The organism is Simplicispira piscis (assembly GCF_054783455.1).
The window spans coordinates 1-22,757 of sequence record NZ_BAAGQN010000009.1; the positions used below are offsets into that span (position 1 = coordinate 1).

General features: G+C 59.9%; 26 protein-coding genes and 3 pseudogenes. 22 read left to right on the top strand and 7 right to left on the bottom strand.

The window, feature by feature from the left end; genetic code table 11:
- Together ACYVOC_RS06050 and fliE are read left to right on the top strand one after the other, a co-directional pair.
- Nucleotides 1-412 (top strand): annotated as a pseudogene (locus ACYVOC_RS06050) (type II restriction endonuclease); the annotation flags it as partial.
- A 257-nt stretch (nucleotides 413-669) separates the two neighbouring features.
- Nucleotides 670-978: a flagellar hook-basal body complex protein FliE gene (gene fliE, locus ACYVOC_RS06055; RefSeq protein WP_116005310.1), complete on the top strand. Its 309-nt coding sequence runs from the start codon at nucleotides 670-672 to the stop codon at nucleotides 976-978.
- An 83-nt stretch (nucleotides 979-1,061) separates the two neighbouring features.
- Here fliE and ACYVOC_RS06060 read toward each other — a convergent pair whose 3' ends face one another.
- Nucleotides 1,062-2,453 carry a heavy metal sensor histidine kinase gene (locus ACYVOC_RS06060; protein ID WP_116005309.1) on the bottom strand — a complete coding sequence of 464 codons (1,392 nt, stop codon included), beginning with the start codon at nucleotides 2,451-2,453 and terminating at the stop codon, nucleotides 1,062-1,064.
- Nucleotides 2,454-3,137 (bottom strand): heavy metal response regulator transcription factor, encoded by a 684-nt coding sequence (locus ACYVOC_RS06065; RefSeq protein ID WP_116005308.1) that lies wholly within the window; start codon nucleotides 3,135-3,137, stop codon nucleotides 2,454-2,456. It lies immediately after the preceding gene.
- Nucleotides 3,138-3,305: 168 nt separating this feature from the next.
- Between ACYVOC_RS06065 and ACYVOC_RS06070 the strand changes: the two genes are divergently transcribed.
- The 9 genes from ACYVOC_RS06070 (at nucleotide 3,306) to ACYVOC_RS06110 (ending at nucleotide 7,313) form a co-directional block, all read left to right on the top strand.
- Nucleotides 3,306-3,575, top strand: a complete 270-nt coding sequence (locus ACYVOC_RS06070) for a hypothetical protein (RefSeq protein ID WP_461161198.1) — start codon at nucleotides 3,306-3,308, stop codon at nucleotides 3,573-3,575.
- A 27-nt stretch (nucleotides 3,576-3,602) separates the two neighbouring features.
- On the top strand, nucleotides 3,603-4,097 hold the full coding sequence (locus ACYVOC_RS06075; RefSeq protein WP_116005307.1) for a cupredoxin domain-containing protein: 495 nt from the start codon (nucleotides 3,603-3,605) through the stop codon (nucleotides 4,095-4,097).
- Nucleotides 4,098-4,153: 56 nt separating this feature from the next.
- Entirely contained in the window at nucleotides 4,154-4,615 is a 462-nt protein-coding gene (locus tag ACYVOC_RS06080) for a DUF411 domain-containing protein (protein ID WP_116005306.1), read from the top strand.
- Complete coding sequence (locus ACYVOC_RS06085) at nucleotides 4,612-4,959, top strand: copper-binding protein (protein ID WP_116005305.1); 348 nt, start codon at nucleotides 4,612-4,614, stop codon at nucleotides 4,957-4,959. The genes ACYVOC_RS06080 and ACYVOC_RS06085 overlap by 4 nt, the downstream gene beginning before the upstream one ends.
- 86 nt (nucleotides 4,960-5,045) lie before the next feature.
- Nucleotides 5,046-5,510 (top strand): EMC3/TMCO1 family protein, encoded by a 465-nt coding sequence (locus ACYVOC_RS06090; RefSeq protein WP_116005304.1) that lies wholly within the window; start codon nucleotides 5,046-5,048, stop codon nucleotides 5,508-5,510.
- A 9-nt stretch (nucleotides 5,511-5,519) separates the two neighbouring features.
- Complete coding sequence (locus ACYVOC_RS06095; RefSeq protein WP_116005303.1) at nucleotides 5,520-5,846, top strand: DUF2933 domain-containing protein; 327 nt, start codon at nucleotides 5,520-5,522, stop codon at nucleotides 5,844-5,846.
- Nucleotides 5,847-5,851: 5 nt separating this feature from the next.
- Complete coding sequence (locus tag ACYVOC_RS06100) at nucleotides 5,852-6,484, top strand: methyltransferase family protein (RefSeq protein WP_116005302.1); 633 nt, start codon at nucleotides 5,852-5,854, stop codon at nucleotides 6,482-6,484.
- Nucleotides 6,485-6,526: 42 nt separating this feature from the next.
- Nucleotides 6,527-6,805: a heavy-metal-associated domain-containing protein gene (locus ACYVOC_RS06105; RefSeq protein WP_116005301.1), complete on the top strand. Its 279-nt coding sequence runs from the start codon at nucleotides 6,527-6,529 to the stop codon at nucleotides 6,803-6,805.
- A gap of 1 nt (nucleotide 6,806) precedes the next feature.
- Nucleotides 6,807-7,313, top strand: coding sequence for a c-type cytochrome (locus tag ACYVOC_RS06110; protein ID WP_233521177.1), 507 nt, complete (start codon nucleotides 6,807-6,809; stop codon nucleotides 7,311-7,313).
- Nucleotides 7,314-7,407: 94 nt separating this feature from the next.
- On the opposite strand, the gene ACYVOC_RS06115 is transcribed toward ACYVOC_RS06110, so the two are convergent.
- Complete coding sequence (locus tag ACYVOC_RS06115; protein WP_116005300.1) at nucleotides 7,408-7,710, bottom strand: hypothetical protein; 303 nt, start codon at nucleotides 7,708-7,710, stop codon at nucleotides 7,408-7,410.
- 217 nt (nucleotides 7,711-7,927) lie between these two features.
- Between ACYVOC_RS06115 and ACYVOC_RS06120 the strand changes: the two genes are divergently transcribed.
- The 7 genes and pseudogenes from ACYVOC_RS06120 to ACYVOC_RS06150 all read left to right on the top strand — a co-directional run.
- Nucleotides 7,928-10,432 carry a copper-transporting P-type ATPase gene (locus tag ACYVOC_RS06120; protein WP_165829134.1) on the top strand — a complete coding sequence of 835 codons (2,505 nt, stop codon included), beginning with the start codon at nucleotides 7,928-7,930 and terminating at the stop codon, nucleotides 10,430-10,432.
- 1 nt (nucleotide 10,433) lies between these two features.
- Entirely contained in the window at nucleotides 10,434-10,937 is a 504-nt protein-coding gene (locus ACYVOC_RS06125) for an SRPBCC family protein (RefSeq protein WP_116006192.1), read from the top strand.
- A 264-nt stretch (nucleotides 10,938-11,201) separates the two neighbouring features.
- On the top strand, nucleotides 11,202-11,447 hold the full coding sequence (locus tag ACYVOC_RS06130) for a DUF2789 family protein (protein WP_116006191.1): 246 nt from the start codon (nucleotides 11,202-11,204) through the stop codon (nucleotides 11,445-11,447).
- Complete coding sequence (locus ACYVOC_RS06135) at nucleotides 11,447-12,721, top strand: TolC family protein (RefSeq protein WP_116005299.1); 1,275 nt, start codon at nucleotides 11,447-11,449, stop codon at nucleotides 12,719-12,721. The genes ACYVOC_RS06130 and ACYVOC_RS06135 overlap by 1 nt, the downstream gene beginning before the upstream one ends.
- Nucleotides 12,718-14,322: an efflux RND transporter periplasmic adaptor subunit gene (locus ACYVOC_RS06140; protein ID WP_116005298.1), complete on the top strand. Its 1,605-nt coding sequence runs from the start codon at nucleotides 12,718-12,720 to the stop codon at nucleotides 14,320-14,322. The genes ACYVOC_RS06135 and ACYVOC_RS06140 overlap by 4 nt, the downstream gene beginning before the upstream one ends.
- A gap of 15 nt (nucleotides 14,323-14,337) precedes the next feature.
- Entirely contained in the window at nucleotides 14,338-17,469 is a 3,132-nt protein-coding gene (locus tag ACYVOC_RS06145; protein ID WP_116005297.1) for an efflux RND transporter permease subunit, read from the top strand.
- Between the two features lie 470 nt (nucleotides 17,470-17,939).
- Nucleotides 17,940-18,056, top strand: a pseudogene (locus ACYVOC_RS06150) (transposase domain-containing protein); the annotation flags it as partial.
- On the opposite strand, the gene ACYVOC_RS06155 reads toward ACYVOC_RS06150, so the two are convergent.
- Nucleotides 18,053-18,484: a MerR family transcriptional regulator gene (locus ACYVOC_RS06155; RefSeq protein WP_116005296.1), complete on the bottom strand. Its 432-nt coding sequence runs from the start codon at nucleotides 18,482-18,484 to the stop codon at nucleotides 18,053-18,055. The pseudogene ACYVOC_RS06150 and the gene ACYVOC_RS06155 overlap by 4 nt on opposite strands.
- 42 nt (nucleotides 18,485-18,526) lie before the next feature.
- On the opposite strand from ACYVOC_RS06155, the gene merT reads away from it, so the two are divergent.
- The 3 genes from merT to ACYVOC_RS06170 are packed head-to-tail and all read left to right on the top strand — an operon-like array spanning nucleotide 18,527 to nucleotide 19,412.
- Nucleotides 18,527-18,889, top strand: a complete 363-nt coding sequence (gene merT / locus ACYVOC_RS06160; protein ID WP_116005295.1) for a mercuric ion transporter MerT — start codon at nucleotides 18,527-18,529, stop codon at nucleotides 18,887-18,889.
- Nucleotides 18,890-18,903: 14 nt separating this feature from the next.
- On the top strand, nucleotides 18,904-19,188 hold the full coding sequence (merP, locus tag ACYVOC_RS06165; RefSeq protein ID WP_116005294.1) for a mercury resistance system periplasmic binding protein MerP: 285 nt from the start codon (nucleotides 18,904-18,906) through the stop codon (nucleotides 19,186-19,188).
- Nucleotides 19,185-19,412, top strand: coding sequence for a GDCCVxC domain-containing (seleno)protein (locus ACYVOC_RS06170; protein ID WP_116005293.1), 228 nt, complete (start codon nucleotides 19,185-19,187; stop codon nucleotides 19,410-19,412). Before merP ends, ACYVOC_RS06170 begins: the two co-directional genes overlap by 4 nt.
- A 151-nt stretch (nucleotides 19,413-19,563) precedes the next feature.
- On the opposite strand, the gene ACYVOC_RS06175 is transcribed toward ACYVOC_RS06170, so the two are convergent.
- Nucleotides 19,564-20,514 carry an arsenic resistance protein gene (locus tag ACYVOC_RS06175; RefSeq protein WP_116006190.1) on the bottom strand — a complete coding sequence of 317 codons (951 nt, stop codon included), beginning with the start codon at nucleotides 20,512-20,514 and terminating at the stop codon, nucleotides 19,564-19,566.
- Nucleotides 20,511-20,909 (bottom strand): MerR family DNA-binding protein, encoded by a 399-nt coding sequence (locus tag ACYVOC_RS06180; RefSeq protein ID WP_116005292.1) that lies wholly within the window; start codon nucleotides 20,907-20,909, stop codon nucleotides 20,511-20,513. The genes ACYVOC_RS06175 and ACYVOC_RS06180 overlap by 4 nt, the downstream gene beginning before the upstream one ends.
- 315 nt (nucleotides 20,910-21,224) lie before the next feature.
- Between ACYVOC_RS06180 and ACYVOC_RS06185 the strand changes: the two genes are divergently transcribed.
- The gene (locus tag ACYVOC_RS06185; protein WP_116005291.1) at nucleotides 21,225-22,280 is read left to right on the top strand and encodes a DMT family transporter; all 1,056 of its coding nucleotides are present in this window, start codon (nucleotides 21,225-21,227) and stop codon (nucleotides 22,278-22,280) included.
- A gap of 42 nt (nucleotides 22,281-22,322) precedes the next feature.
- Here ACYVOC_RS06185 and ACYVOC_RS06190 read toward each other — a convergent pair.
- Nucleotides 22,323-22,688 (bottom strand): annotated as a pseudogene (locus tag ACYVOC_RS06190) (chromate resistance protein ChrB domain-containing protein); the annotation flags it as partial.
- Between the last annotated feature and the right edge of the window lie 69 nt (nucleotides 22,689-22,757).

Here is a 22,757-nt window from a genome sequence, read left to right on the forward strand (position 1 = left end):
ACCACCCCCGCGCCAGTGCTGGGTTTGCGTACCGCCAGTTATTGCACTGAAAACGAGGGGACCCCGTCTAGAGTCGGTGCGGTTGATTGATGTTGTTTGGGTTGATACCCAGACCTCGCAGGTGGCTGCGGCATTTGAAGTCGAGCACACCACGTCCATCTACTCAGGGATCGTTCGCATGCTTGATTTGGCCCTTGGCACGCGGGTTGCTGGCAAATGCGCGCTGTTTTTGGTAGCCCCAGACAATCGCAGAGACAAGGTGGCGGAACAACTTCGAAGACCCGCGTTTTCCCGGGTGTCAGAGCTGGGGATCCGTTATCTGCCCTACAGCCAACTGGAGCAGAACCACGCGTCAATGAGCCGCTTTGGCTCCAGCATCAAACCACTGCTGGAGATTTCGCAACGGCTGTAAACCACGCTCCCTTCGGCGTGGCAACCCGCCATATTCATGCTTTGTCGATGTTCACCACTGTGCGTATCGGCCACTCTCGGCTATGTCGGCAAGATGACGTTGCTGTCATCCATAGCTGCGCAATTGAACGGCTGACGCACCCGTCGTAGGGCTTCTTGATGGGCTGGCGGCACTTATTATTTCGTATCGATCGCTGCTCTCGATCTCCCCGCAAAAAGACCCCTCATACCCCCAGTCAGTTCGACAATGGACACACCATGAACATCACCACCAACCCGCTCGGCGCACTACTGCCAGTCAATCCGGCGGGAACGTTGCCGTCCAAAGCACCCACAGTTCAGGACCGTGGATTTTTGGACGTGATGAAGCAGGCACTCACGACCACGAGCCAATTGCAAAGTGAATCTGGGCGCCTGAGCCGCGAGGTCACCTTAGGCAACCCCACTGTCAGTCTTGAAGAAACGATGTTTGCAGGAGTCAAGTCGAACATTGCATTTCAAGCGACGCTTCATACCCGCAACCGTTTAGTTCAGGCTTACACCGATGTGATGAACATCCAGGTCTGATGCTCGGTAAGGAGAAGTACACAAATGCAGGCGCTGAGTGCACTCGTTGCTGAAAAATCGCCGACTCAGGTGGGACAGGCCCATTAATGCCCGTTGGGTTCGACTGGAAAAGCCAGCGAGAACCGTGTTTTTCCTTGCTCGGAACGGGCCGAAACATGGCCCCCATGCGCCTCAACAATGGCTTTGGTGATGGAAAGACCCAAGCCGGAACCATCGGACCCAGGATGTGTTCTTGCAGGGTCCGCACGATAGAAGCGGTCGAACAACCGAGGGAGATCTTTGGAGTCGATTTCGTTGCCGGTATTTTCGACGGAGACTCTCACGGCGCCCTCTTCCCTGGCCACTGCAACTTGAACCTCTCCCCGTTCCGGCGTGTGGCGCAGCGCATTGGAGAGCAGGTTGCTCAACGCGCGGCGGAACATCAGTCGATCGCCCTGAATTTCACCGTCTCCATGCGTGCTCAGGTTGATGTTTTTTTCTTCTGCGACTGCTTCATAAAATTCCAGCAGTGCACGGACCTCCGTCGCGGCGGAAAATCGTTCCTTGCTGGGCAAATCAACGCCGCGTTCTGTCTTGGCGAGAAACAGCATGTCCGACACCATGCGGGCCAGGCGCTGCAACTCCTCGGCATTGGAGGCCAGTATGTCGCGATAGGTTTCGGCGTCACGTCTGGCAGACAGGGTGACCTGGGTTTGCGTGAGCAGATTGCTGATGGGTGTGCGCAGTTCATGAGCCAGATCCGATGAAAACTCGGACAGACGCAGGAAGTCTTCCTGCAGCCGGTCCAGCATATGGTTCAGTTCTTGCGCCAGATCGGCCATTTCAATGGGAACGGCTTCCACGGGCATGCGCTCTTCCAGCTGTTGCCCGGTGACTGCGGCTGCCCGGGTCTTCATGGCGCGCAGAGGAGCCATCCCCTGGTGTGCCGCCAACCAGCCCAGCACGCCGCTGATCAGCGTTGCGATGGCGGCATATATCGCCAGGCTGCGCCGCAAATCGGACAGAAACTGCGTGTGATGTTCGGTATCGACGGCGATGGAAACCTCAAGAACCGTTGTGGCCGCATTCGCCATGCGCGCCTGATAGTGGATGGAGTGGAACTCGCTTCCCCCCTCTCTCCAGACGTCAAGCGTGTGCCGGTCGGGAGAAGAATGTTGCGAAGCGGGCGTCTCGGGCGGGTTAAAACCGTCGGATTGAAAGAGCGCCGCGCCTTTTTCGTCCTTGACCAGGACATAGAGGCCATGGTGATGGCTCAGCGCTTCGTTCAGGCGCCCGCGTGCATCCTCCGGCGAATTCGCGCGGGCCAGAATGTTGTCAATCAGGAGTTTTTTGTCTCTTAAGGCGGTGCGATCGAGTTCCAGAAAATGGCGGTCCGTGGCGATCATGAACAGGAAACCCAACCCGAGGACGACCGCTGCGGCCACCATCGTGAAAAAAGCCGTCAGGCGACTGGTCAGCGAAAGATGGCGCAGCACTTACGGTTCCTCGGGTGCTTCCAGTACGTAGCCCATGCCCCGTACGGTCTGGATGAGTTTGACATCCTGTCCTTCGTCAATCTTGATGCGCAGGCGGCGCATGGCCACCTCGATCACATTGGTGTCGCTGTCGAAGTTCATGTCCCACACCTGTGAGGCAATCAACGAGCGCGGCAGCACTTCGCCGCTGCGCCGCATCAAAAGCTCCAGCAAGCCAAACTCCTTGGCCGTCAAGTCAATGCGCTTGCCTGCGCGCGTGACGCGACGCCGCAGCAAGTCCAGTTCCAGGTCCGCCACGCGCAGCGTCGTGCTCTCGGTTCCGCTGCGCCCGCGCCGGAGGATGGTGCGGACACGGGCCAGCAGTTCGGCGAACGAGAAAGGCTTGATCAGGTAGTCATCTGCGCCCAGTTCTAGGCCCTTCACGCGGTCTTCGACCTGGTCGCGGGCGGTGAGAAACATGGCTGGCATCTGCAAGGCGTGCTGGCGCATCGATTGCAGGACCTGCCAGCCGTTGAGCCCTGGAAGCATCACATCCAGGATCACCAAATCGTACGTGCCCTGCAATGCAAGGTGCAGGCCGTCATTGCCGTTATGGGCCAGGTCCACGACGAATCCTGCCTCGCCCAGGCCTTGGCGCAGATATTCACCCGCTTTGGGCTCATCTTCCACAATCAATATCTTCACGACGGTGCTCCACTTGCTGGCGTGGTGATAGTTTGACGAGGTTTGGGGCGTCTGACATGCAGATAACAAAGATGTAATGTGGCGCACAGCTTTATGTCATGGATATCGTTCAAGAATCTCACCCATGAAACCCGAGATTCACTGTGGATCCCCGAGAACACCGTGCCCATGATGTCTGGCAAAGGCCCCTTTGGCTCGGTCGAGATGGGCGGCATGTTCAGTGTGTTGAAGGTGTGCCGAGAGCAAAAGCCTAGTAAATACATGGACCCAGCCTGGTTCGAGCATCCGGAAGGTAAGGTCGCCCACGAGTACCAAGGACCCTTGACCGAGCCTGCCCGGTTCAAGGCTGAGGTTGGGCAGTCCATGCGCCGAATCCAAGAGTCCAGCAACCCCACCGAGGTCCAGGTGCGTAAACCCACTTCGCACCATGGCCACTGACAAGCTAACCCTAGATGGATGAATCCAATGAAAAACACAAGCAACACAACTCCCAAGATCATCGCGCTGCTGCTGTGTGCTGCCGCTGGTTTCGCCCATGCCAGCGATAGCCATTCCGGCGAACACAGTCACGGCGCCAATGAAACCGCGCTTGGCAGGCCCGGCACGGCCGCGAAAGTCACCCACACGATCACCGTCAACATGAGTGACGACATGCGGTTCACGCCCTCCGCCATCCAGGTCGACAAGAACGACACCGTGCGTTTCATCATCAAGAACCAAGGCCAGGTCAGGCACGAGCTGAGCCTGGGCACCGAGCAGGACCTGCTGGAGCATCTGGAGGCGATGAAAAAGTACCCCGACATGGAGCACGACGAACCAGGAAAGGTGACGCTTGCACCAGGAAAGCAAGGCGAGATCGTTTGGCAATTCACTAGGCCTGGGTTTGCGAACTTCGCCTGCCTGATGCCGGGTCACTACGAGGCTGGCATGAAGGGCTTGATCAAGGTGGCCCAGAAGTAATGCACTCCAAGAATAAGGAATCATCCATGCGAGAGATGAATTCACCCTCAAGACCCATGCGCCGCGTGTTCCTGCTGGGCATGCTGGCCCTTGGCGCGACCTCCCTGCCTGCTGCGGCCAATCCCCGGGCGACGGCCCTGCAGGTCTGGAAGGACCCCCACTGCGGCTGCTGCAAAGACTGGATCGCGCACGTGGAACAGAGCGGCTTTCGCGCCAGCGTGGCCGACGAGGGGAACGACGCGGCGCGTGCCCGGCTGGGTGTGGCACAAAAATTCGCGTCCTGCCATACCGCATTGGTGCAGGGCTATGTCATCGAAGGCCATGTGCCCGTGGCCGACATCCTGCGCCTTCTGAAGGAAAAGCCCAAGGCGCTTGGTCTGGCCGTTCCGGGCATGCCCATCGGTTCGCCCGGCATGGATGGGCCAGCCTACGGCGGGCGCCAGGACGCCTACCAGGTGCTGTTGATCCAGAAGGACGGCTCGGCGCAAGTCTTCACATCGTACAAAGGAAAAGCATGAACCTCTTTACACATTTTCTCGTTGCCTCGGCCATCGCTGCGGGCTCGCTGCTGCCCGTGGGCAGCTTCGCCCAGGCCACTGCGGAACACGACCATAACCATGCGTCTGCGGCCTCTGCCGCATCCCTGACCGAAGGCGAGGTCAGGAAAGTGGACCAGGAGTCCTCCAAAGTCACGATCAAGCATGGCGAAATCAAGCATCTGGACATGCCGGGCATGACCATGGTGTTCACGGTCCGGGACAAGGACTTGTTGGCTACGGTCAAACCGGGCGACAAGATCAAGTTCATGGCGGTGAGCGAGGGAGGCAAGTTGATCGTTACCGACATTCAGCCGATCCGCTAAGAACACGCTGCATTCGCGTGCCATCGCCGCGCGCTCAACCCCTCCGGGGATGGCCACGGCAACTTCAACCAGGACAGGAGAGAACCATGATCCATATTCGCAACACCCTGATCGGCATCTGCGTGGCAACGGCATCGCTGGGCGCGCTCGCCCAAGGCACCGAAGAGCACAAGGAACACCATCCGGAAGGCGCGGCGCCCGCTGCAGCGGCCAAGAAGGCCCCGGGCCAATCCATGGGTGCAGAAAAAATGGCTGCCATGGACCAGCGCATGAAGGACATGCAGGCGATGCACGAAAAAATGATGTCCGCCAAAACGCCCGAAGAGCGTCAGGCACTGATAGCCGAGCACATGAAGATGATGCAGGACGGCATGGCCATGATGAAGCAGATGGGTGGCATGTCCAAGATGGCTGGAATGCAGGGCGGTAAAGGCATGAGCGGCATGACCGATCGCCAGCAAATGATGGAAAAGCGCATGGACATGATGGAGTCCATGATGCAGATGATGATGGATCGCATGCAGTCGCCAATGGCGCCTGCGGCCAAGTAAGGGGTAAACATGAACCACAACCATGCCCCTCATCAGATACCGGGACAAAGCCCCCAGAAAGATGGGGGCTTTTGGCGTTCTAGGTATGCCATCGGGCTACTGGTGTTCGGGGCTATTGCTGGCTACTTTCTATGGACCGAGCATCGCGCCCATCTGACGCAATGGTGGCCCTACGCGATCTTGTTGCTTTGTCCGTTGATGCACGTTTTCATGCATGGCGGGCATGGCGGGCATGGCGGGCATGGCGGGCATGGCGGGCATGGCGGGCATGGCGGGCATGTCAATGATAAGAATGCCGAGACGTCGCAGCAAAACGACGATCAGCGCAGGAGCTAAAAGCGATGAACCACTCTGGGTCCTCTTACGGTCTGTGGCTGCTGGTGGCCATCAACGTCGCCATCTTCGCCATGTTCGCCTTCAGCTTTTTTAAGCCGGCCACCGCACGCGACTGGCGAAGTTTTGGCGCGTTCACGGCGTTTATCGTTGCGCTGTTTGTCGAGATGTACGGTTTTCCGCTGACCATCTACTTTATGTCCGGGTGGTTGGGGCAAAAATTCCCTGGTGTGGACTTTTTGAGTCATGACGCCGGGCATCTTTTGGAGCTGTTATTTGGCTGGGGCGGCGATCCTCATTTTGGTCCGTTCCACATTCTCAGCTACCTGTTTATCGGTGGAGGATTCTGGATCCTGGCCGAAGCATGGCCGACACTTTATGCAGCCCAGCGCCAAGGCCAACTGGCACAGTCGGGCCTCTACGCCCGGGTGCGTCACCCGCAGTACATCGGGTTCGTACTGATCATGTTCGGTTTCCTGTTGCAATGGCCGACCATCCTCACGTTGCTGATGTTTCCTGTCCTCTTGGTCATGTACGGCCGCTTGGCATTGACTGAAGAGCGTGAGAGCGCGGTGCGATTCGGTCAGGTCTGGCAAGAGTACGCGAGCCGTGTACCGCGTTTCATACCCAAGCTAGGCTGACAAAAGGCAGCTTGGGGGATATTTCAACTGTCAAGGTGAATCATGACCTCCATTGATTTGGTCATTGCAGGCATGACTTGCTCCATGTGCACGGCGCGTGTAACGCAAGCCTTGCGGGCCGTTGCCGGAGTAGGTGCTGTCGAAGTCGATTTGAAGGCGGGCACGGCGCACGTCAAGGCCGACTCTTCCCTTGCCCCACTTAATGGGGATCTCTTGATTCTCTCGCTGCAAGAAGCGGGATACTCCGCCCGCATCTTGCATTCGGGTGCACCCCATCTGTACACCGCGCCAGTCAATTCCGGCTGCTGTTGCAAAAGCTGACATGCCCGACATCACCATGGGCAAAAGCCGGTTGAGGTTGGGTTTGGGGGGACTCCTGGTGGTTCTGCTGATGGCCGCAGGCATGTACGTTCTGGGTGCGCGGAGCCAGTCGGCACCCGATGGTTTGCGCCCCGATGATCCGCAGGTCGTGAATGCGGGAGCCCGCATCTACACCCAGCATTGCGCCGCCTGCCACGGAACCCGTGGCCAAGGCCAGCCAGACTGGCGCGAGCGCGGCCCCGATGACCTTCTTCCAGCCCCACCGCATGACGAGAGCGGTCACACCTGGCACCACCCTGACGCACAACTTTTCGCCATTACCAAATATGGGCTGGCGAAGTTGATCCAGCAGCCGGACTACCAGACCAACATGCCCATTTACGACGGTGTGTTGAGCGATTCGGAAATCATTGCCGTGCTGTCATGGATCAAGGCACAGTGGCCCAAGGAAACCCAGGCACGGCACGATCAGGCCAACGCACAGTACCAAAAGTCGCTTGATCGTTGAGCCAGTCCCTCTGGCTGGACGCAAGCACTTTTCTGTCGACAGAAAAAGAAAGGCCCGATGCACAAGCATCGGGCTGAAAGGGGAAATGAAGCGATTAGTTGATGTAGAGGTTCTTCAGCTGTGCGTTCTTGTCATCCAGCACCTGCTGGCGAGATGGGCTGGTTTGAGCACCCGTATTGGTCTTCTCCACGATTTGAGGTGTCGGCGTATCTCCGTGCAGCATCTTGGCATGAACGTTGGGATCTACTGGACTCTTGGCCGTGTTCTGGCCGATGTGCTCAGGCGTGACATGAACAACATCGCCATTCCCTTGGTGCCAGGCGGAAGTGGCCTGAGACAAGCCAGACAAAGTGACAAAGGCAATGGCGAGAGAGAGCTTTACGGTTTTGGTGGTCATTTTGAAGTCCTTGCAATGAAAAGTGAAACTGGATTTTTTGCCTGTGCGAAGAGCACGAGTTAACTGTAAGAAGCCGCCACCAACAGGACGCTGACCACCACATTACGTTTTGTTCATTTCGAACCCTGTGCATTCCATTTGGTGGATGCGCACCGTCCGACTTGACTTTGCCACCTTGACAGGGTTCATCATGAAATTAAGTCAGGAGCCATCCACCATGCAAGCGAACACCCCCATTGTTTACACCTGCCCCATGCACCCCGAGGTGCGCCAAGACCACCCGGGGCGCTGTCCAAAGTGCCAGATGCATCTGGTACCCGAGGGCGAGGTGTCCCATAGCCCCCCGCATGACCATCGCAGCCATTCCATACACACTGCGGTGCCTGTACCTGCGAACGCACCACGCACCACACAGCCGGAGTCGGGCGGCACGATCTACACCTGCCCCATGCACCCCGAGGTGCGGCAAGATCACCCGGGCCGCTGTCCAAAGTGCCAGATGCACCTGGTGCCCGAGGGCGAGGTGTCCCATGGGCACCCGCATGACCATCGCGGCCATTCCATGCACGCTGCGGTGCCTGTGCCTGTGCCTACGAATGCACCAGGTACCACGCAGCCAGAGGCAAGCGACACGATCTACACCTGTCCCATGCACCCCGAGGTGCGTCAGGACCACCCTGGCACTTGTCCCAAGTGCGGCATGACGCTTGAGCCCATCATTCCGCTGGATGAGGAAGACAACCATGAGCTGCTGGACTTCCAGCAGCGCTTCTGGTGGACGCTGCCGCTGACGGTCGTCGTGACCATTCTGGCGATGTTCGGCCACCGCCTCGGATGGTTTGACATGAAAGTGCAAACCTGGGTTGAACTGGTGCTGTCCTTACCTGTCGTGTTCTGGACGGGCTGGCCCTTCTTCGTACGCGGTTGGCAGTCCGTTGTCCATCGCAGCCCCAACATGTGGACCTTGATCGCTCTGGGAACGGGCGCAGCCTTTCTCTACAGCCTCGTGGCCACCGTGGCGCCGGGCGTTTTCCCCGATTCGTTCATCTCCCTGGGGCGTGTGGCGGTCTACTACGAGGCGACAGTGGTCATCATCTCGCTGACTATGTTGGGCCAGATCATCGAGTTGAAGGCCCGTTCGCAAACTTCTGCGGCCATCAAGGCGCTACTCGGATTGGCACCCAAGACGGCACGTCGCATCAATGCGGATGGGAGCGAAGAAGACGTACCTCTGAACCATGTACACGTCGGAGACCTGCTGCGCATCCGCCCCGGCGAGAAAGTGCCGGTCGACGGCATTGTGACTGAAGGCAGCAGTGCAGTCGATGAATCCATGCTGACCGGTGAGCCTGTGCCGGTGACCAAGCGCCCTGGTGACAATGTGATTGGCGCCACGATGAACACCAGTGGTGCCTTGGTGATGCGCTCCGAGAAAGTCGGTGCTGCCACGATGCTGTCGCAGATTGTTCAGATGGTGGCCAATGCCCAGCGCTCGAAGGCGCCCATGCAGCGCATGGCGGACGTGGTGGCAGGCAAATTTGTGGTCGTGGTGGTGCTCATCGCCATTGCCACCTTCTTTGTCTGGGGTTTGTTTGGTCCAGAACCTAGCTGGGTGTTTGGTTTGATTAACGCAGTGGCGGTGCTGATCATCGCGTGCCCTTGTGCGCTGGGGCTGGCCACGCCGATGTCGGTGATGGTGGCCACAGGGCGTGCCGCGACACAGGGAGTGCTATTCCGCGATGCTGGCGCCATCGAGAAAATGCGCGAGGTGGACACGCTGATAGTGGACAAGACCGGAACCTTGACCGAAGGTAAGCCCGCTTTCGACACCGCAGTTGCCGCACCTGGCTTTACAGGGGACGAAGTACTGCGCCTTGCGGCCAGTTTGGACCAAGGCAGCGAGCATCCTTTGGCAGAGGCCATCGTCAGCGCCGCACGCGACAAAGATCTTGAACTAGTCAAACCCGTTGATTTCGAGTCCGGCAGCGGCATCGGCGTGCGCGGCATGATCGACGGGAAGCATCTGGTGCTGGGCAACACCGCCTTGATGCAGCTAGAAGGCGTGGCCACTGATGCGCTCAAGGTTGATGGCGAGCGTCTGCGCAGTGAAGGCGCCAGCGTGATGCATCTGGCCGTGGACAGGCAACTGGCTGGCATTCTGGCCGTTACCGACCCCATCAAAGCCACCACGCGGGAAGCTATTCAAAATTTGCACGCCAGCGGCTTGCGCATCGTGATGGCAACTGGCGATGGCCTGACCACGGCCAAGGCTGTGGGTGCAAAACTGGGCATCGACGAGGTGCATGGCGAAGTCAAGCCCGCAGACAAGCTCGCGCTTGTTGAGCGGCTCCAGAAAGAAGGCCACATTGTTGCCATGGCCGGCGATGGCATCAACGATGCGCCGGCGTTGGCAAAGGCCGACGTCGGTGTGGCCATGGGCACGGGGACCGATGTAGCCATGAACAGCGGCCAGGTCACGCTGGTGAAAGGAGATTTGCGCGGCATCACTGCGGCGCGCGACATCTCCATCAACACCGTCCGGAACATGCGCCAGAACCTGCTCTTCGCCTTCCTCTACAACGGCCTCGGGGTACCGATTGCGGCAGGCGTGCTGTACCCGTTCACCGGGTGGTTGCTGTCTCCGCTGATTGCGGCGCTGGCCATGAGCCTGAGTTCGGCCTCGGTGATCTTCAATGCGCTGCGCCTGCGTCGCGACCGTTGAGATGTCCACCTACTGCAAGCACAGTGAAGCAACGGCAATCATCGCCGCCCCAGCCGAGACTGTGTTCGCGTTCATGGATGATCCTACCCATCTCGGTGCACACATGGGGCGGCACTCTTTCGTCATGGGCGGCATCTCCATGCGCACGCAAACCGATGCTCGGGGAGGCCGGGCTGTGGGGTCCGTGATCCGCATGTCAGGCCGAATGTGGGGCCTAGAGTTCTCGTTGGAAGAGGCCGTTGTTGAACGTCGCAAGGGGCAGCGAAAAGTCTGGGAAACCCTCGGTGATCCACGCTTGTTGGTGATCGGGCGTTATCGCATGGGTTTTGAGGTGCAACCGACCGATAGGGGGACGCAACTGCGAGTATGGATTGACTTCGACCTGCCCGCACGCGGGCTGCAGCATGGTCTTGGACGGATTCTTGGCAGTTTCTATGCCAACTGGTGTGTTCGGCAAATGGTGCGAGAAGCCGAGCGCACATTGAAACGACGGATTCAAAAGTGAATTGCAACACCGAGGGCTTCAATCAATGTGGGTGGATGCGGTGCCATGTCATCTCGATAAGCGCAGATCACCGCGTTCCGAGCAGTGCTTCTGTGCGTGCCATGGACGGCCTCAAGAAAATGATTTGATTACGCAAATGTAATCTGAGGCTCATCCTTCTATCAGGCCGGCCTGTCGAGAATGGCTGTATGGGATGGCGCTGCGGATCAAGCGCGCCGGCAGAACACGGCTGACACCGTGAAAAACACTGAGGGGATCAACGCGATGGATTCAACCTACCACCGGTTCACCGAATTATTTCAACAACTGGGGCTGGCCGCTGACGCTCGGAGCATTCAGGACTTCCTGCTGCGCCACAGCCCGCTTCATCCATCCATCCGGCTAGAAAGTGCACCATTCTGGAGTCAGGCCCAATCGGCCCTGTTACGGGATGAAATATTGCTGGATGCGGATTGGGCAGAGGTCGTTGACCAGTTGAATACAGCCTTGCGTGGATCGAAAGGTAAGTGATGTCCAATATAAGGTTGAGGCGGTCCGTCGGCGCAGCATTGTTGGCACTCGTATTTACCCAGGCAAGTTTCAGTCAAGAGGGGCGCCTTGGCGCCCATCTGGAGGGGCTTTTGAATGCGGCGCGGGAGGGTAATCCAGAATTTGCCAGCATGCAGTACGAGGCCGATGCCGCTGCCGAGCGCATACTGCCCGCCGGCGCCCTGCCCGACCCGCGGTTCAGCATGGAGTTGCGCGACCTCACCCGCATGGGCGAGCGCAATGCCTCGCTGCTGCCCGGGCGTGTGGGCAGCACGCGCTACATCTTCACGCAGGAGCTGCCGTGGTTTGGCAAGCGGGACCTCAAGCGCGCGGCCGCCGCCTTGCAGGCCGAGGCTGCCCAGGGGCGCGTGGCGGGCAGCTGGAACGAGCTGGCCAGCAAGATCAAGGCAGCCTACGCCCAGCTCTACTACCTGGATCAGAGCGAGCGGCTGACCCGCGAAATCCTGGACCTGATGGCCCGGCTTGAGAAAGTCGCCCAGGTGCGCTACGCCAGTGGCCTGGCCGCGCAGCAGGACGTGATTCGTGCGCAGCTGGAGCAAACCACCATGCGCAACGAATTGATTGCACTCGAAGCAGAGCGAAGTCAGTTGCAGGCCAAGCTGAAAGCGCTCGTGGGGCGCCCTGCCAGCGAGATGCTGGCTACGCCAGAGAGCATTCGCACACTTCCGGCGCCTGAGACCATGCGATTTGATGTCCTGGAGCAGCGTGCACGGTCCAGCAATCCGCTGCTGAGAACCGAGGAGTCACAAATCCAGGCTGCAGAAAAGAATCGTGAACTCACCTACAAGAACCGCTATCCGGACTTTGCGGTGGGGGTGTCACCCATCCAGTACGGCAAGTCGATACGGGAATGGGAGCTGATGATCGAGGTCACCATCCCCTTGCAGCAGGACACCCGCCGTGCACAGGAGCGTGAGGCACACGCCATGCTGGAAGCAGCGCGCTCCCGCCGCGAAGTCGCCACGAACCAGGTGCTCGCCGATCTGTACGAAAACACCGCAGGCCTGGAGGCGGCTCGCCGTACGCTGGCGTTGACGACGGACAGCCTGCTGCCCCAGTCGGAGCTGACGTTCCGGTCGGCATTGGCAGGCTACGAATCGGGCAAGGTGGATTTCGCCACTTTGCTGGATGCGCAAAGGCAGATACGGCAAGCAAAACTTAATCAAGTCAAAGCAGGAGTGGCGGCCCAGATGCGCCTGGCAGACATCGAGCGCATCGTGGGAGAAGAACTATGACAACAAAAATCGGGATGAGCGCGCTCGTGCTGGCAGCCACGGCACTGGCTGCGGGGGGCGGCTATTGGTACGGACAACGCCAGTCTGCTGCACATGGATCCGTGCAGGCGGCATCAACTGTTGCTTCGGCAAGCGAAAAAAAGGAGCGCAAGGTCCTTTATTACCGCAATCCGATGGGTTTGCCCGATACGTCCCCCACGCCCAAGAAGGACCCGATGGGAATGGACTACATCCCTGTCTACGAAGGCGAGCAGGAGCCGGACGCCGCAAGCGCCAACCAGATCAAGATCAGCACCGACAAGGTTCAGAAACTCGGGGTGCGCGTTGAGGCGGTCAGCTTGCGCAGCCTGGACAAGATGGTGCGCGCTGCAGGCCGTATCGAACCCGACGAGCGCCTGACCTACGCCATCACCCCTAAGTTCGAGGGCTACGTCGAACGCCTGCATGTCAACGCCACCGGCCAGGTCGTTGGCAAAGGTCAGCCCTTGTTCGAGGTCTACAGCCCGGAACTGGTGTCGGCGCAACGCGAATATGCGATTGCCGCCCAAGGGCTCGACGCCTTGAAGGGCGCCAGCGAGGAAACACAGAAAGGAATGCGAGAACTCGCCGAATCGGGCCTGACGCGCCTGCGCAACTGGGACATTTCGGACGAGCAAGTGAAGGCGCTGACTCAGTCGGACACGGCGCGCCGCACCCTCACGTTTCGATCGCCGGTGGCAGGCATCGTGACCGAGAAAAAGGCGGTACAAGGCATGCGTTTCATGCCAGGCGATGCGCTCTACCAGGTCACCAACCTGTCTTCAGTGTGGGTGATAGCTGATGTGTTCGAGCAGGACATCGGCTTGGTCAAAACAGGGACAAAAGCCACGGTTCGCATCAACGCCTACCCGGACAAGGTGTTCACCGGTTCCATCACCTACGTCTATCCAACGCTCACGGCTGAAACTCGCACCGTGCCCGTGCGGGTTGAATTGACCAATGCAGGTGGGTTGCTCAAGCCGGGGATGTTCGCCCAGGTGGAGCTTCCCGCCGCCTCCAAGGGGGCCGTGCTGACGGTACCGACGTCGGCGGTGATCGACAGCGGAACACGGCAGATCGTTCTGGTGCAACTCAAGGAGGGGCGTTTCGAGCCCCGCGAGGTCAAGGTCGGCGCTCGCAGCGAAGACCGCATCGAGATCATTGAAGGGGTGCGAGATGGTGAGCTGGTGGTGACAGCGGCCAATTTCCTCATCGACGCGGAAAGCAACCTCAAAGCCGCCATCGGCGGGCTGGGGCATACAGGACACGGTACTCAAGCCGCCCCTGAAGGATCAGCAAGCACCAAGGCCGTCACCGGCGTGGGCCACCAAGCCGAAGGCACAGTAGAAGATATCGATACGAAATCCGCCACGGCAACCCTGGCGCACGGACCGGTGCCCAGCCTCAAATGGCCAGCCATGTCCATGGAGTTCAAGGTTGCGAACAGTGGCTTGCTGAAGGCGCTCAAGCCCGGCACGGCGGTGGCGTTCGAGTTCGTCGAGCGCGGCCAGGGCGAATGGGTGATCACCGCGGCCCGGCCTCTGGGCAAGGCCGCGGCCAGCCCTCACGCCGGACACAACTGATTTTCGGGAGACTCCATGCTTGCGAAGATCATCGACTGGTCGGGAAGAAACCGTTTCCTCGTGCTGCTGGCGACCCTGTTCGTCATTGTCGGCGGCGTCTATGCCGTGCTCAAGACACCGCTCGACGCGCTGCCCGACCTGTCGGACGTGCAGGTCATCGTCTATACCGAGTATCCGGGCCAGGCGCCTCAGGTGGTCGAGGACCAGGTCACCTATCCGCTGACCACTTCCATGCTGTCGGTTCCCAAGTCGAAGGTGGTGCGCGGCTTCTCCTTCTTCGGCGCCTCGTTCGTCTACATCATCTTCGAGGACGGCACCGACATCTACTGGGCCCGCTCGCGCGTGCTCGAATACCTCAACTTCGCGGCAGGTCGCATGCCCAAGGGCGTGACGCCACAAATCGGCCCGGACGCGACCGGCGTGGGCTGGGTCTACCAGTACGCGCTGCTGGCCAAGGACAAGACGCTGGCCGAGCTGCGCACGCTGCAGGACTGGTACCTGCGCTACCAGCTCACCAAGGCCCATGGCGTAGCCGAGGTGGCGTCGATCGGCGGGTTCGTGCAGACCTACCAGATCACCGTCGATCCGGTGAAGTTGCGCGCCTACGGCATTCCCCTGGCCAAGGTGTCGCAGGTAGTGCGCGAGTCGAATCGCGATGTCGGTGGACGTCTCGTGGAGATGGCCGAGACCGAATACATGGTGCGCGGCAAAGGCTACCTGCGCGGCGTGGCCGACATCGAAAACCTCGTGGTCAAGGCAGAAAAGGGTACGCCGGTTCTGATCCGCGACATTGCCCGGGTGGAACTGGCGCCGGACGAGCGCCGGGGCCTGACGGAGCTCAACGGCGAGGGCGAAGTGGTCTCGGGCATTGCCATGGCGCGCTACGGCCAGAACGCGCTGGAGGTGATCCACAACCTGAAGGAGAAGATCGCCGAGGTGTCGAGCGGACTGCCAGAGGGCGTCACCATCGAGGCGGTGTACGACCGGTCTGACCTCATTCACCGCGCCATCGACACGCTCAAGCGCACGCTGCTGGAGGAAAGCCTCATCGTCGCGCTGGTCTGCGTGGTCTTCCTGATGCACGTGCGCTCGGCCCTGGTGGCGATCCTGATGCTCCCCGTGGGGGTGCTGATCGCCTTCATCGCCATGCGATTGCTGGGCATGAACTCCAACCTGATGAGCCTGGGCGGCATCGCCATCGCCATTGGGGCCATGGTGGACGCGGCCATCGTCATGATCGAGAACGCGCACAAGCACGTGGAACGCCTGCCCGAGGAGCACACCAACGCCGAGCGCGTGGAGGCCATGATCGCCGCCTGCAAGGAAGTGGGACCGGCGCTGTTCTTCTCGCTGCTCATCATCACGGTGTCCTTTCTGCCAGTGTTTACTCTGGAGTCTCAGGAAGGGCGCCTGTTCTCGCCACTGGCCTACACCAAGACCTTCGCGATGGCCGGGGCCGCGCTGCTGTCCGTGACGCTGGTGCCGGTCCTGATGATGCTGTTCATCCGGGGACGGATCATGCCGGAGTCCCGTAATCCGGTGAACCGGTTCCTGATCTGGACCTACCGTCCCATCATTGCCGCTGTAATGCGCTGGAAGAAGTTGACCATCGCTGCCTCACTCGTGGTGCTCGGCGTTTCTTTCTATCCCGCCAGCCAGTTGGGATCCGAGTTCATGCCTACGCTCAACGAAGGCACGCTGTTGTACATGCCCGCGTCGCTGCCGGGCATGTCCATCACCAAGGCGGCCGAGCTGATGCAGACGCAGAACAAGATCATCAAGAGCTTTCCCGAAGTGACCTCTGTGTACGGCAAGGCCGGCCGCGCCAACACTGCCACGGACCCGGCGCCGACAGAGATGTTCGAGACCGTCATCAATCTCAAGCCCGAATCAGAATGGCGCTCGGGCATGACGATGGACAAGCTGATCGCCGAGCTCGACCAGGCGCTGCAATTCCCCGGCGTGTCCAACGCCTGGACCATGCCCATCAAGGCGCGCATCGACATGCTCTCCACGGGTATCCGCACGCCCATTGGCATCAAGGTCTTCGGCAAGGACCTGGGCGAGATGGAGCGCCTGGCGCGCGAGATTGAAACTGTGGTCAAGCAGGTGCCCGGAACGACTTCGGCGTTCGCCGAGCGCATCACCGGGGGCTTCTACCTCAACATCGAGCCCGACCGGGCGCAGCTGGCGCGCTACGGGCTGGGGGTCGGGGAACTGCAGGACGTCATCGGCACGGCCCTGGGCGGCGAGATGGTGACCACCACCGTTGAAGGCCGTGAGCGTTTTGGTGTCACCGTGCGTTATCCGCGCGAACTGCGCACCGACCCGCAGCAGATCGCCCGCGAAGTGCTCGTGCCCACCATGGACGGCGCGATGGTGCCGCTGGGGCAGGTGGCCCGGGTCGAAGTGGCAAAGGGCGCGCCGGGCATCCGCACTGAAAATGCCCTTCTGTCTGCCTACATCTTCGTGGACATCCGTGATCGTGACATCGGCAGCTACGTGGCAGACGCGCGCAAAGCCGTGAACGAACAGGTCAAGTTTCCACCGGGTTACTACGCGACCTGGAGTGGCCAGTTCGAGTCGATGGAACGTGCGGTGCAAAAAATGAAAGTGGTCATTCCCGTCACCCTGCTCATCATCTTTCTGCTGCTGTACCTGAACTTCAAGCGCCTGACCGAAACCCTGATCGTCATGCTGTCGGTGCCGTTTGCCCTGGTCGGCGGGGTCTGGCTCATGTGGTGGATGGGCTACAACATGTCGGTCGCCGTCGCGGTGGGCTTCATCGCCTTGGCGGGCGTGGCCGCCGAGACCGGGGTGATCATGTTGATCTATCTTGACCATGCCTGGGAGGCAATCCAGGCCAAGCGCCGCGCTGAAAACAAGCAGCCTGGCGTGGCAGACCTCTATGAAGCCATCATGGAAGGCGCGGTCGAGCGGGTGCGGCCCAAGATGATGACGGTGGTCGCCATCATGGCGGGCCTGCTGCCCATCCTGTGGGGGACCGGAACAGGCTCGGAAGTGATGAGCCGTATCGCTGCACCGATGGTGGGAGGGATGATTTCCTCGACCGTGCTCACGCTGGCGGTGATCCCGGCCATCTACGGCCTAGTCAAGCAGTGGCGACTGCCGAAAATGGCGAGATAAGGCTGCCTGATGGGCCGAGCGCGCCCTCGATACATGGAAAGAAAGTAACTATCCCCCGGCAAAACCGGGGGCTTTAAGTTGTGAGCCGCTCGAAGCGGCTACATACGGTCGCTGACGCGACCTCTCAGTTTTGGAGCCACCTTATTGGTGGCGGGCTCACTTCCAAAGCCCCATCTGTTCGAGCCTCTCATCTTCATTTTCCTGCTCGCGGATGTACTGCCTGATGCCACCAGCCCTCCGCCGTAGCCGACACAGTGCAAAAATGATGATCAGTCATTTTTGCACTGGCAATGTATGCGTCCGGCAATCCCGTCTTGAGATAGACCCAGCGCCGAGGCATCGTGTGCACGATGAAGATCATGCACACTATGGCGAACGACACGATCGCCCAACGCCCCAAGCGGCGCTATTACTCCCCGGTACTCAAAGCTCAGATCGTGGCCAAATGCCAGGTCTCCGGCGCGTCAGTGGCTGACCCTTACGCCTACCTGTGCGATGTGATGGCACGCCTGCCGATGCAGCGCGCCAGCCAGGTCGGCAAACTGCTGCCGCACCGCTGTGAGCCCACCAAGGCTTCAAGCATTTAGATAGGACTCGACTGCGCCTCCATTGCTGCGATCAGCGGACAACGTACTTTGCCCCTTGCCGAACCGCAGAGACGAACCAACGATGAAAGTGCTGCTTCCATCCGTTGCAAGTCCGCAAGCTTGAGTCGAACTTCAACGAGCTTGGTCTCAGCCTTCACACGAGCGTGAGCACAACTCTCCCCATCTTCAAGTTGAAGCAGCTGCGCGGTCTCGTCCAAGCTGAACCCCAACCGCTTCGCGGCTTTGATGAAGTGCAATCGAGACTGATCGTTCCTGCCGTAGCGCCGAATGCTGCCCGAGGGCCGTTCGGGTTCTAGCATCAGCCCCTTGCGCTGGTAGAACCGAATGGTTTCAACGTTGACACTGGCCGCCTTGGCCAGATCTCCGATGGTCATGCCTGGGTCGGCGTCCAGAGGGTTGTTGTACATGGTTCTTGACTCCGTACTGGGGTACGGTTCTAAGCTTATGCGATGTCACTTGATTCTCCCAACCAAGTTAGCGGTGGCAAGGCACTAATCGCTGGCGGTCTGTCTGCGCTCTTCGCGTCTGCCTGCTGCCTTGGCCCCCTGGTGCTGATTATGCTGGGTGTATCTGGCGCCTGGATCAGCACATTGACATTGCTGGAGCCTTACCAGCCGTTGTTCATCGGTTCGGCCATCGTCGCGCTGTTCTTTGCGGCCCGCCGAATTTGGCGCCCAGTCGCTGCCTGTAAACCTGGACAGGTTTGCCAAAGGCCTGTGGTTAAGCGTTCCTACAAGACGTTGTTTGCACTGGTGGTCCTGCTGTTGGTGACCGCAATAACGTTCCCCCTGATCGCCCACTGGTTCTATTGATGAAAGGAAACGAAATGAAGCGAGCAATCCTGGCAAGTGCTGTGCTTGTGTTGGCGTCACCCGGCTGGGCTGCACAACAGATGGTCACCCTTTCGGTACCTGGCATGAATTGCGCTACTTGCCCGATCACAGTCAAGAAAGCGCTGACCCGGGTAGAAGGAGTCATTGATGTGAAATCCAACTTGGCCAAGCGAGAAACCACGGTGGTCTTTGACGACACCAGAATCAAGGTGGACGCACTGACCAAGGCCACTACGGAAGCCGGATTCCCGTCAACTGTTGCCCCAAATAAGCCATGACAGATGTGATCCTGAACTCAGTTCTGACGTGTCCTGACTGCGGACATGCAAAGAACGAAACCATGCCAACCGACGCATGCCAATGGTTCTACGAGTGCGAAGAGTGTCACACCGTCCTTCGTCCAAAACCGGGCGATTGTTGTGTGTTCTGCTCGTACGGGTCAGTGCCGTGCCCTCCGATCCAATCCGGTGATCAAGCCACTTGCTGCCGGCCCGAAACCTGAAGGTTCGCACGCACTGTCGGGGCGGCCCCCGTCCCTTCCTTGTCGCTCAGGTGGTGCGGCGCTCCGAATAAATATGGGATGACCGCGCGGCTTACCGGATTGCGTCCAACACCGGCCGCTCGGCAGGCTTCGGTTTGGAAGCTGAGACAGCTCACCTAAAAAGGTATCTGTGAATCACCCAAACGTAGGCCACCATGCCAAAGAGCTCTACCAGCGACTGCACGACGATGACCACCGCAGCCACCTCCCAGCCAGTAGGGAGCAACAAGGCCAAGGGCAGGACCACGAATGAATTACGGGTGCCCATGCTGAATGCAAGCGTTCGCCCTTGCTCCATCGGCAGGCGCAACTGAAGCGCAATAACTTTGGCCAGCAAGGCGGCGGCCACCAAGAACAGTACGAAGACTGGCACCATCTTCTGCAGCTCACCAATGGTTTCCACGACGGTGCCCACCTGCGCGCCCGCGATCAAGAACACCACCAGCGCGAGCAGCGGCACCGGCCACCAGGCCATCGTGTCTCTGGACCCTTCGGCCTTTGGATGCGCTTCAATCCAGCGCTCAGCCAGCACCGCCCCGGCCAAGGGAACCAGCACGATCAACACGGCGGGAGCCAGCGTGGCCCAGTCCCATGAGGCCGGGCTCTGCGCATCTGCCATCAGCCATAGATAGAGCGGCAGCAGGATCAACTGCAACACCAGATTCAGCGGTGTGATGGCAATGGCTCGTGGCACGTCCCCTTTGCCCAGTTGGCTGAAGGTGATGAACCAGTCGGTACACGGCACCAGCAGAACCAGCAGCACGCCCAGGCGCACCACGGGATCGAAGTCGAACACTCCGACCAATACCCACGCCAGCAGTGGAAGCACAATGAAGTTGCCCAGCAGCACAGCCATTGCAAAGCGCCGGTCGCGCAGGGCATCTAGCACATGCAGCAGTGGTACTTGGAGGAACGTTGCAAACAGCAACGCCGCCAAGGTGGGCCACAACAGCGTTTCCATGGCTGGGCCGATATTTGGCCACGCCGTGCCCACCGCAAGACCGAACCCGATGGCGATCAGATAAGCCCATACCTGATAGCGCTCCAGCGTCAATCGGCTCACGAGCAGCATCCCGAAGAATCGGTCGCAGCAGGTACGCTTTGGCGAAGGTCGGTGAGGATGTTGCAGTTGGGCGCAGGGCCACCCGCACAGCCTTCGCTGCAAGCGCGCACATAGCTCGACAGGGTGCGATCCAGACGGCGCAACTCCGCCATCTTGGCCCGCACAGCAGTCAGGTGCGTCTGGGCAATGGCGCGTACCTCAACACAGTCGCGCTCGCCGTTGGTGGAAAGCGCGACCAGCTCACGGGTTTCTTCAATCGAGAAACCCAGGTCACGGCAGTGCCGGATGAGGATCAACACGTCCAGCACCGACTCTGGATAGACACGGTGGCCGCTCTCGCGGCGCAGGGCTGGTGGTATCAATCCCACCTCTTCGTAGTACCGAAGGGCAGACATGAGCAGCTTGACTGTTGATCATGAACGGCCGTGACCATTGCCGGTTGCATGAATCCGCGGGAAGGAAGCCGCATGCAAAAGAGTGTGCGGCAACAATCTCGCCGTAGCTGCACGGCCCAGATACACCAACCCTCAGATGTGGGTTTCTTGGGGTACGCCGCAGACTACGGCTATCATTGCGACCAGTTCTCAATTGCCTGCTGCCCATATCATGCGCCGACTGCTCGCAGTCACCCCGGACGAAGGCTGTCGCGGTGCTGCCCACCAATAGAAAGAAGAACGTCACGGTGCAGTTCACCGTCAAATAAGGCACCCATGGCGCGCGAATCTCTGTCCCTGCCAGCTTTGCGAGGCGGCCTGCTGGCCTTGCTGGCCGCAGCCTTGTTCGGCATCAGCACCCCCATGGTCCAGAGGCTGGGTGCAGGGCTGGGAGCGTTCACGACGGCCACGCTGCTGTATGCAGGGGCGGCTGTCGTTGGCGCCTTGTCCCTGCGGACCGCCGCCCACGAGGCCAGGTTGCAGAGATCCGATGCCTGGCGCCTCATCGCCATGGCGGGGTTTGGCGCCGCCCTTGGGCCTGTCGCCCTGTCCTGGGGCCTGCAACACACGAGCGGCGCCAGCGCGTCGCTCATGCTCACGCTAGAAGCACTGTTCACCGCCACGCTGGCGTGGTGGTTGTATAGCGAGACCATGGACCGCCGTGTGTGGGCTGCCATGCTTCTTTTGCTGGCTGGGGGCATGGCTTTGGTTATGGACCAGGGCCTGCAGGGCAGCACGCAGATTCTAGGCCTGCTTGCCGTGCTGCTGGCGACGGTAGCCTGGGGCGTGGACAACACCTTGTCCCGAGGACTGGCCGAACGCGATCCCAGCCAGATCGTGATGGCCAAGGCGTCACTGGGAGCCGCTGCGACAGCATGTCTTGCCATGGTGTCGGGAGAGCCTTTTCCCTCCCTGACGGCAGCTCTTGGGCTTTTTGCTGTGGGTACCACGGGGTATGGCCTGAGTCTTAGGTTCTACCTTCTGGCTCAGCGGGCTTTTGGTGCAGCGCGGACTGGCTCCGTGTTCGCCTTTGCTCCTTTCATTGGTGCGGCTGTAGCGTTCGGCTTCGGCGAACGGCCTGCGGGATGGCTGATGCTGCTCGGTGGGCTTCTGATGCTCGCGGGTGTGCTGCTGCATTTGGCCGAGAGCCACGGGCATGAACATACGCATGAGCCGATGGAGCATGAGCACGCCCACCGCCATGACGACGGACACCATTCGCACTCGCATGACGTGATACCCACAGGGAGCCACAGCCACGTGCATTTCCACGAGCCGGTTACCCATGCCCATCCTCATGCGCCTGATGTCCACCATCAGCACAGGCATTGACTCACTCAGCGGAATCGAAAAAGCCGCCAAGGCACTCTGATGTCATGCTGCCAAGCTCGGAGGCCAGTTATGGGTTTCTGCCTGGCAGGATTGGCACCACGCATAGAGCGCGTCGTACATCACCATGCCATGCCCGAGCATCTCATGGTCATCGCTGAAGGTCTTGGACAAACCGAGCGACAGCGCATAAAGGCCCGCCGATTGCGGCGCCAGGTCCAGTCTGGAGGTGTCGGCGCCCCGCACGATCAAGGCCAGTTGCTGCAAGGCGGGATCGGTGAGTTCGTACTTCCTGAGAAAGGCGTCAAAGCTGCGCAGATCGCCGTCGTGGGTCAATTCGACGCCGGGCACGTCGTAGGGGATAGCTCCCGTGTCCTGTGCCACCTGAAGCACGGACGCTGCGGGCACATAGGGGTCCCCTCGTTTTCAGTGCAATAACTGGCGGTACGCAAACCCAGCACTGGCGCGGGGGTGGTGTTG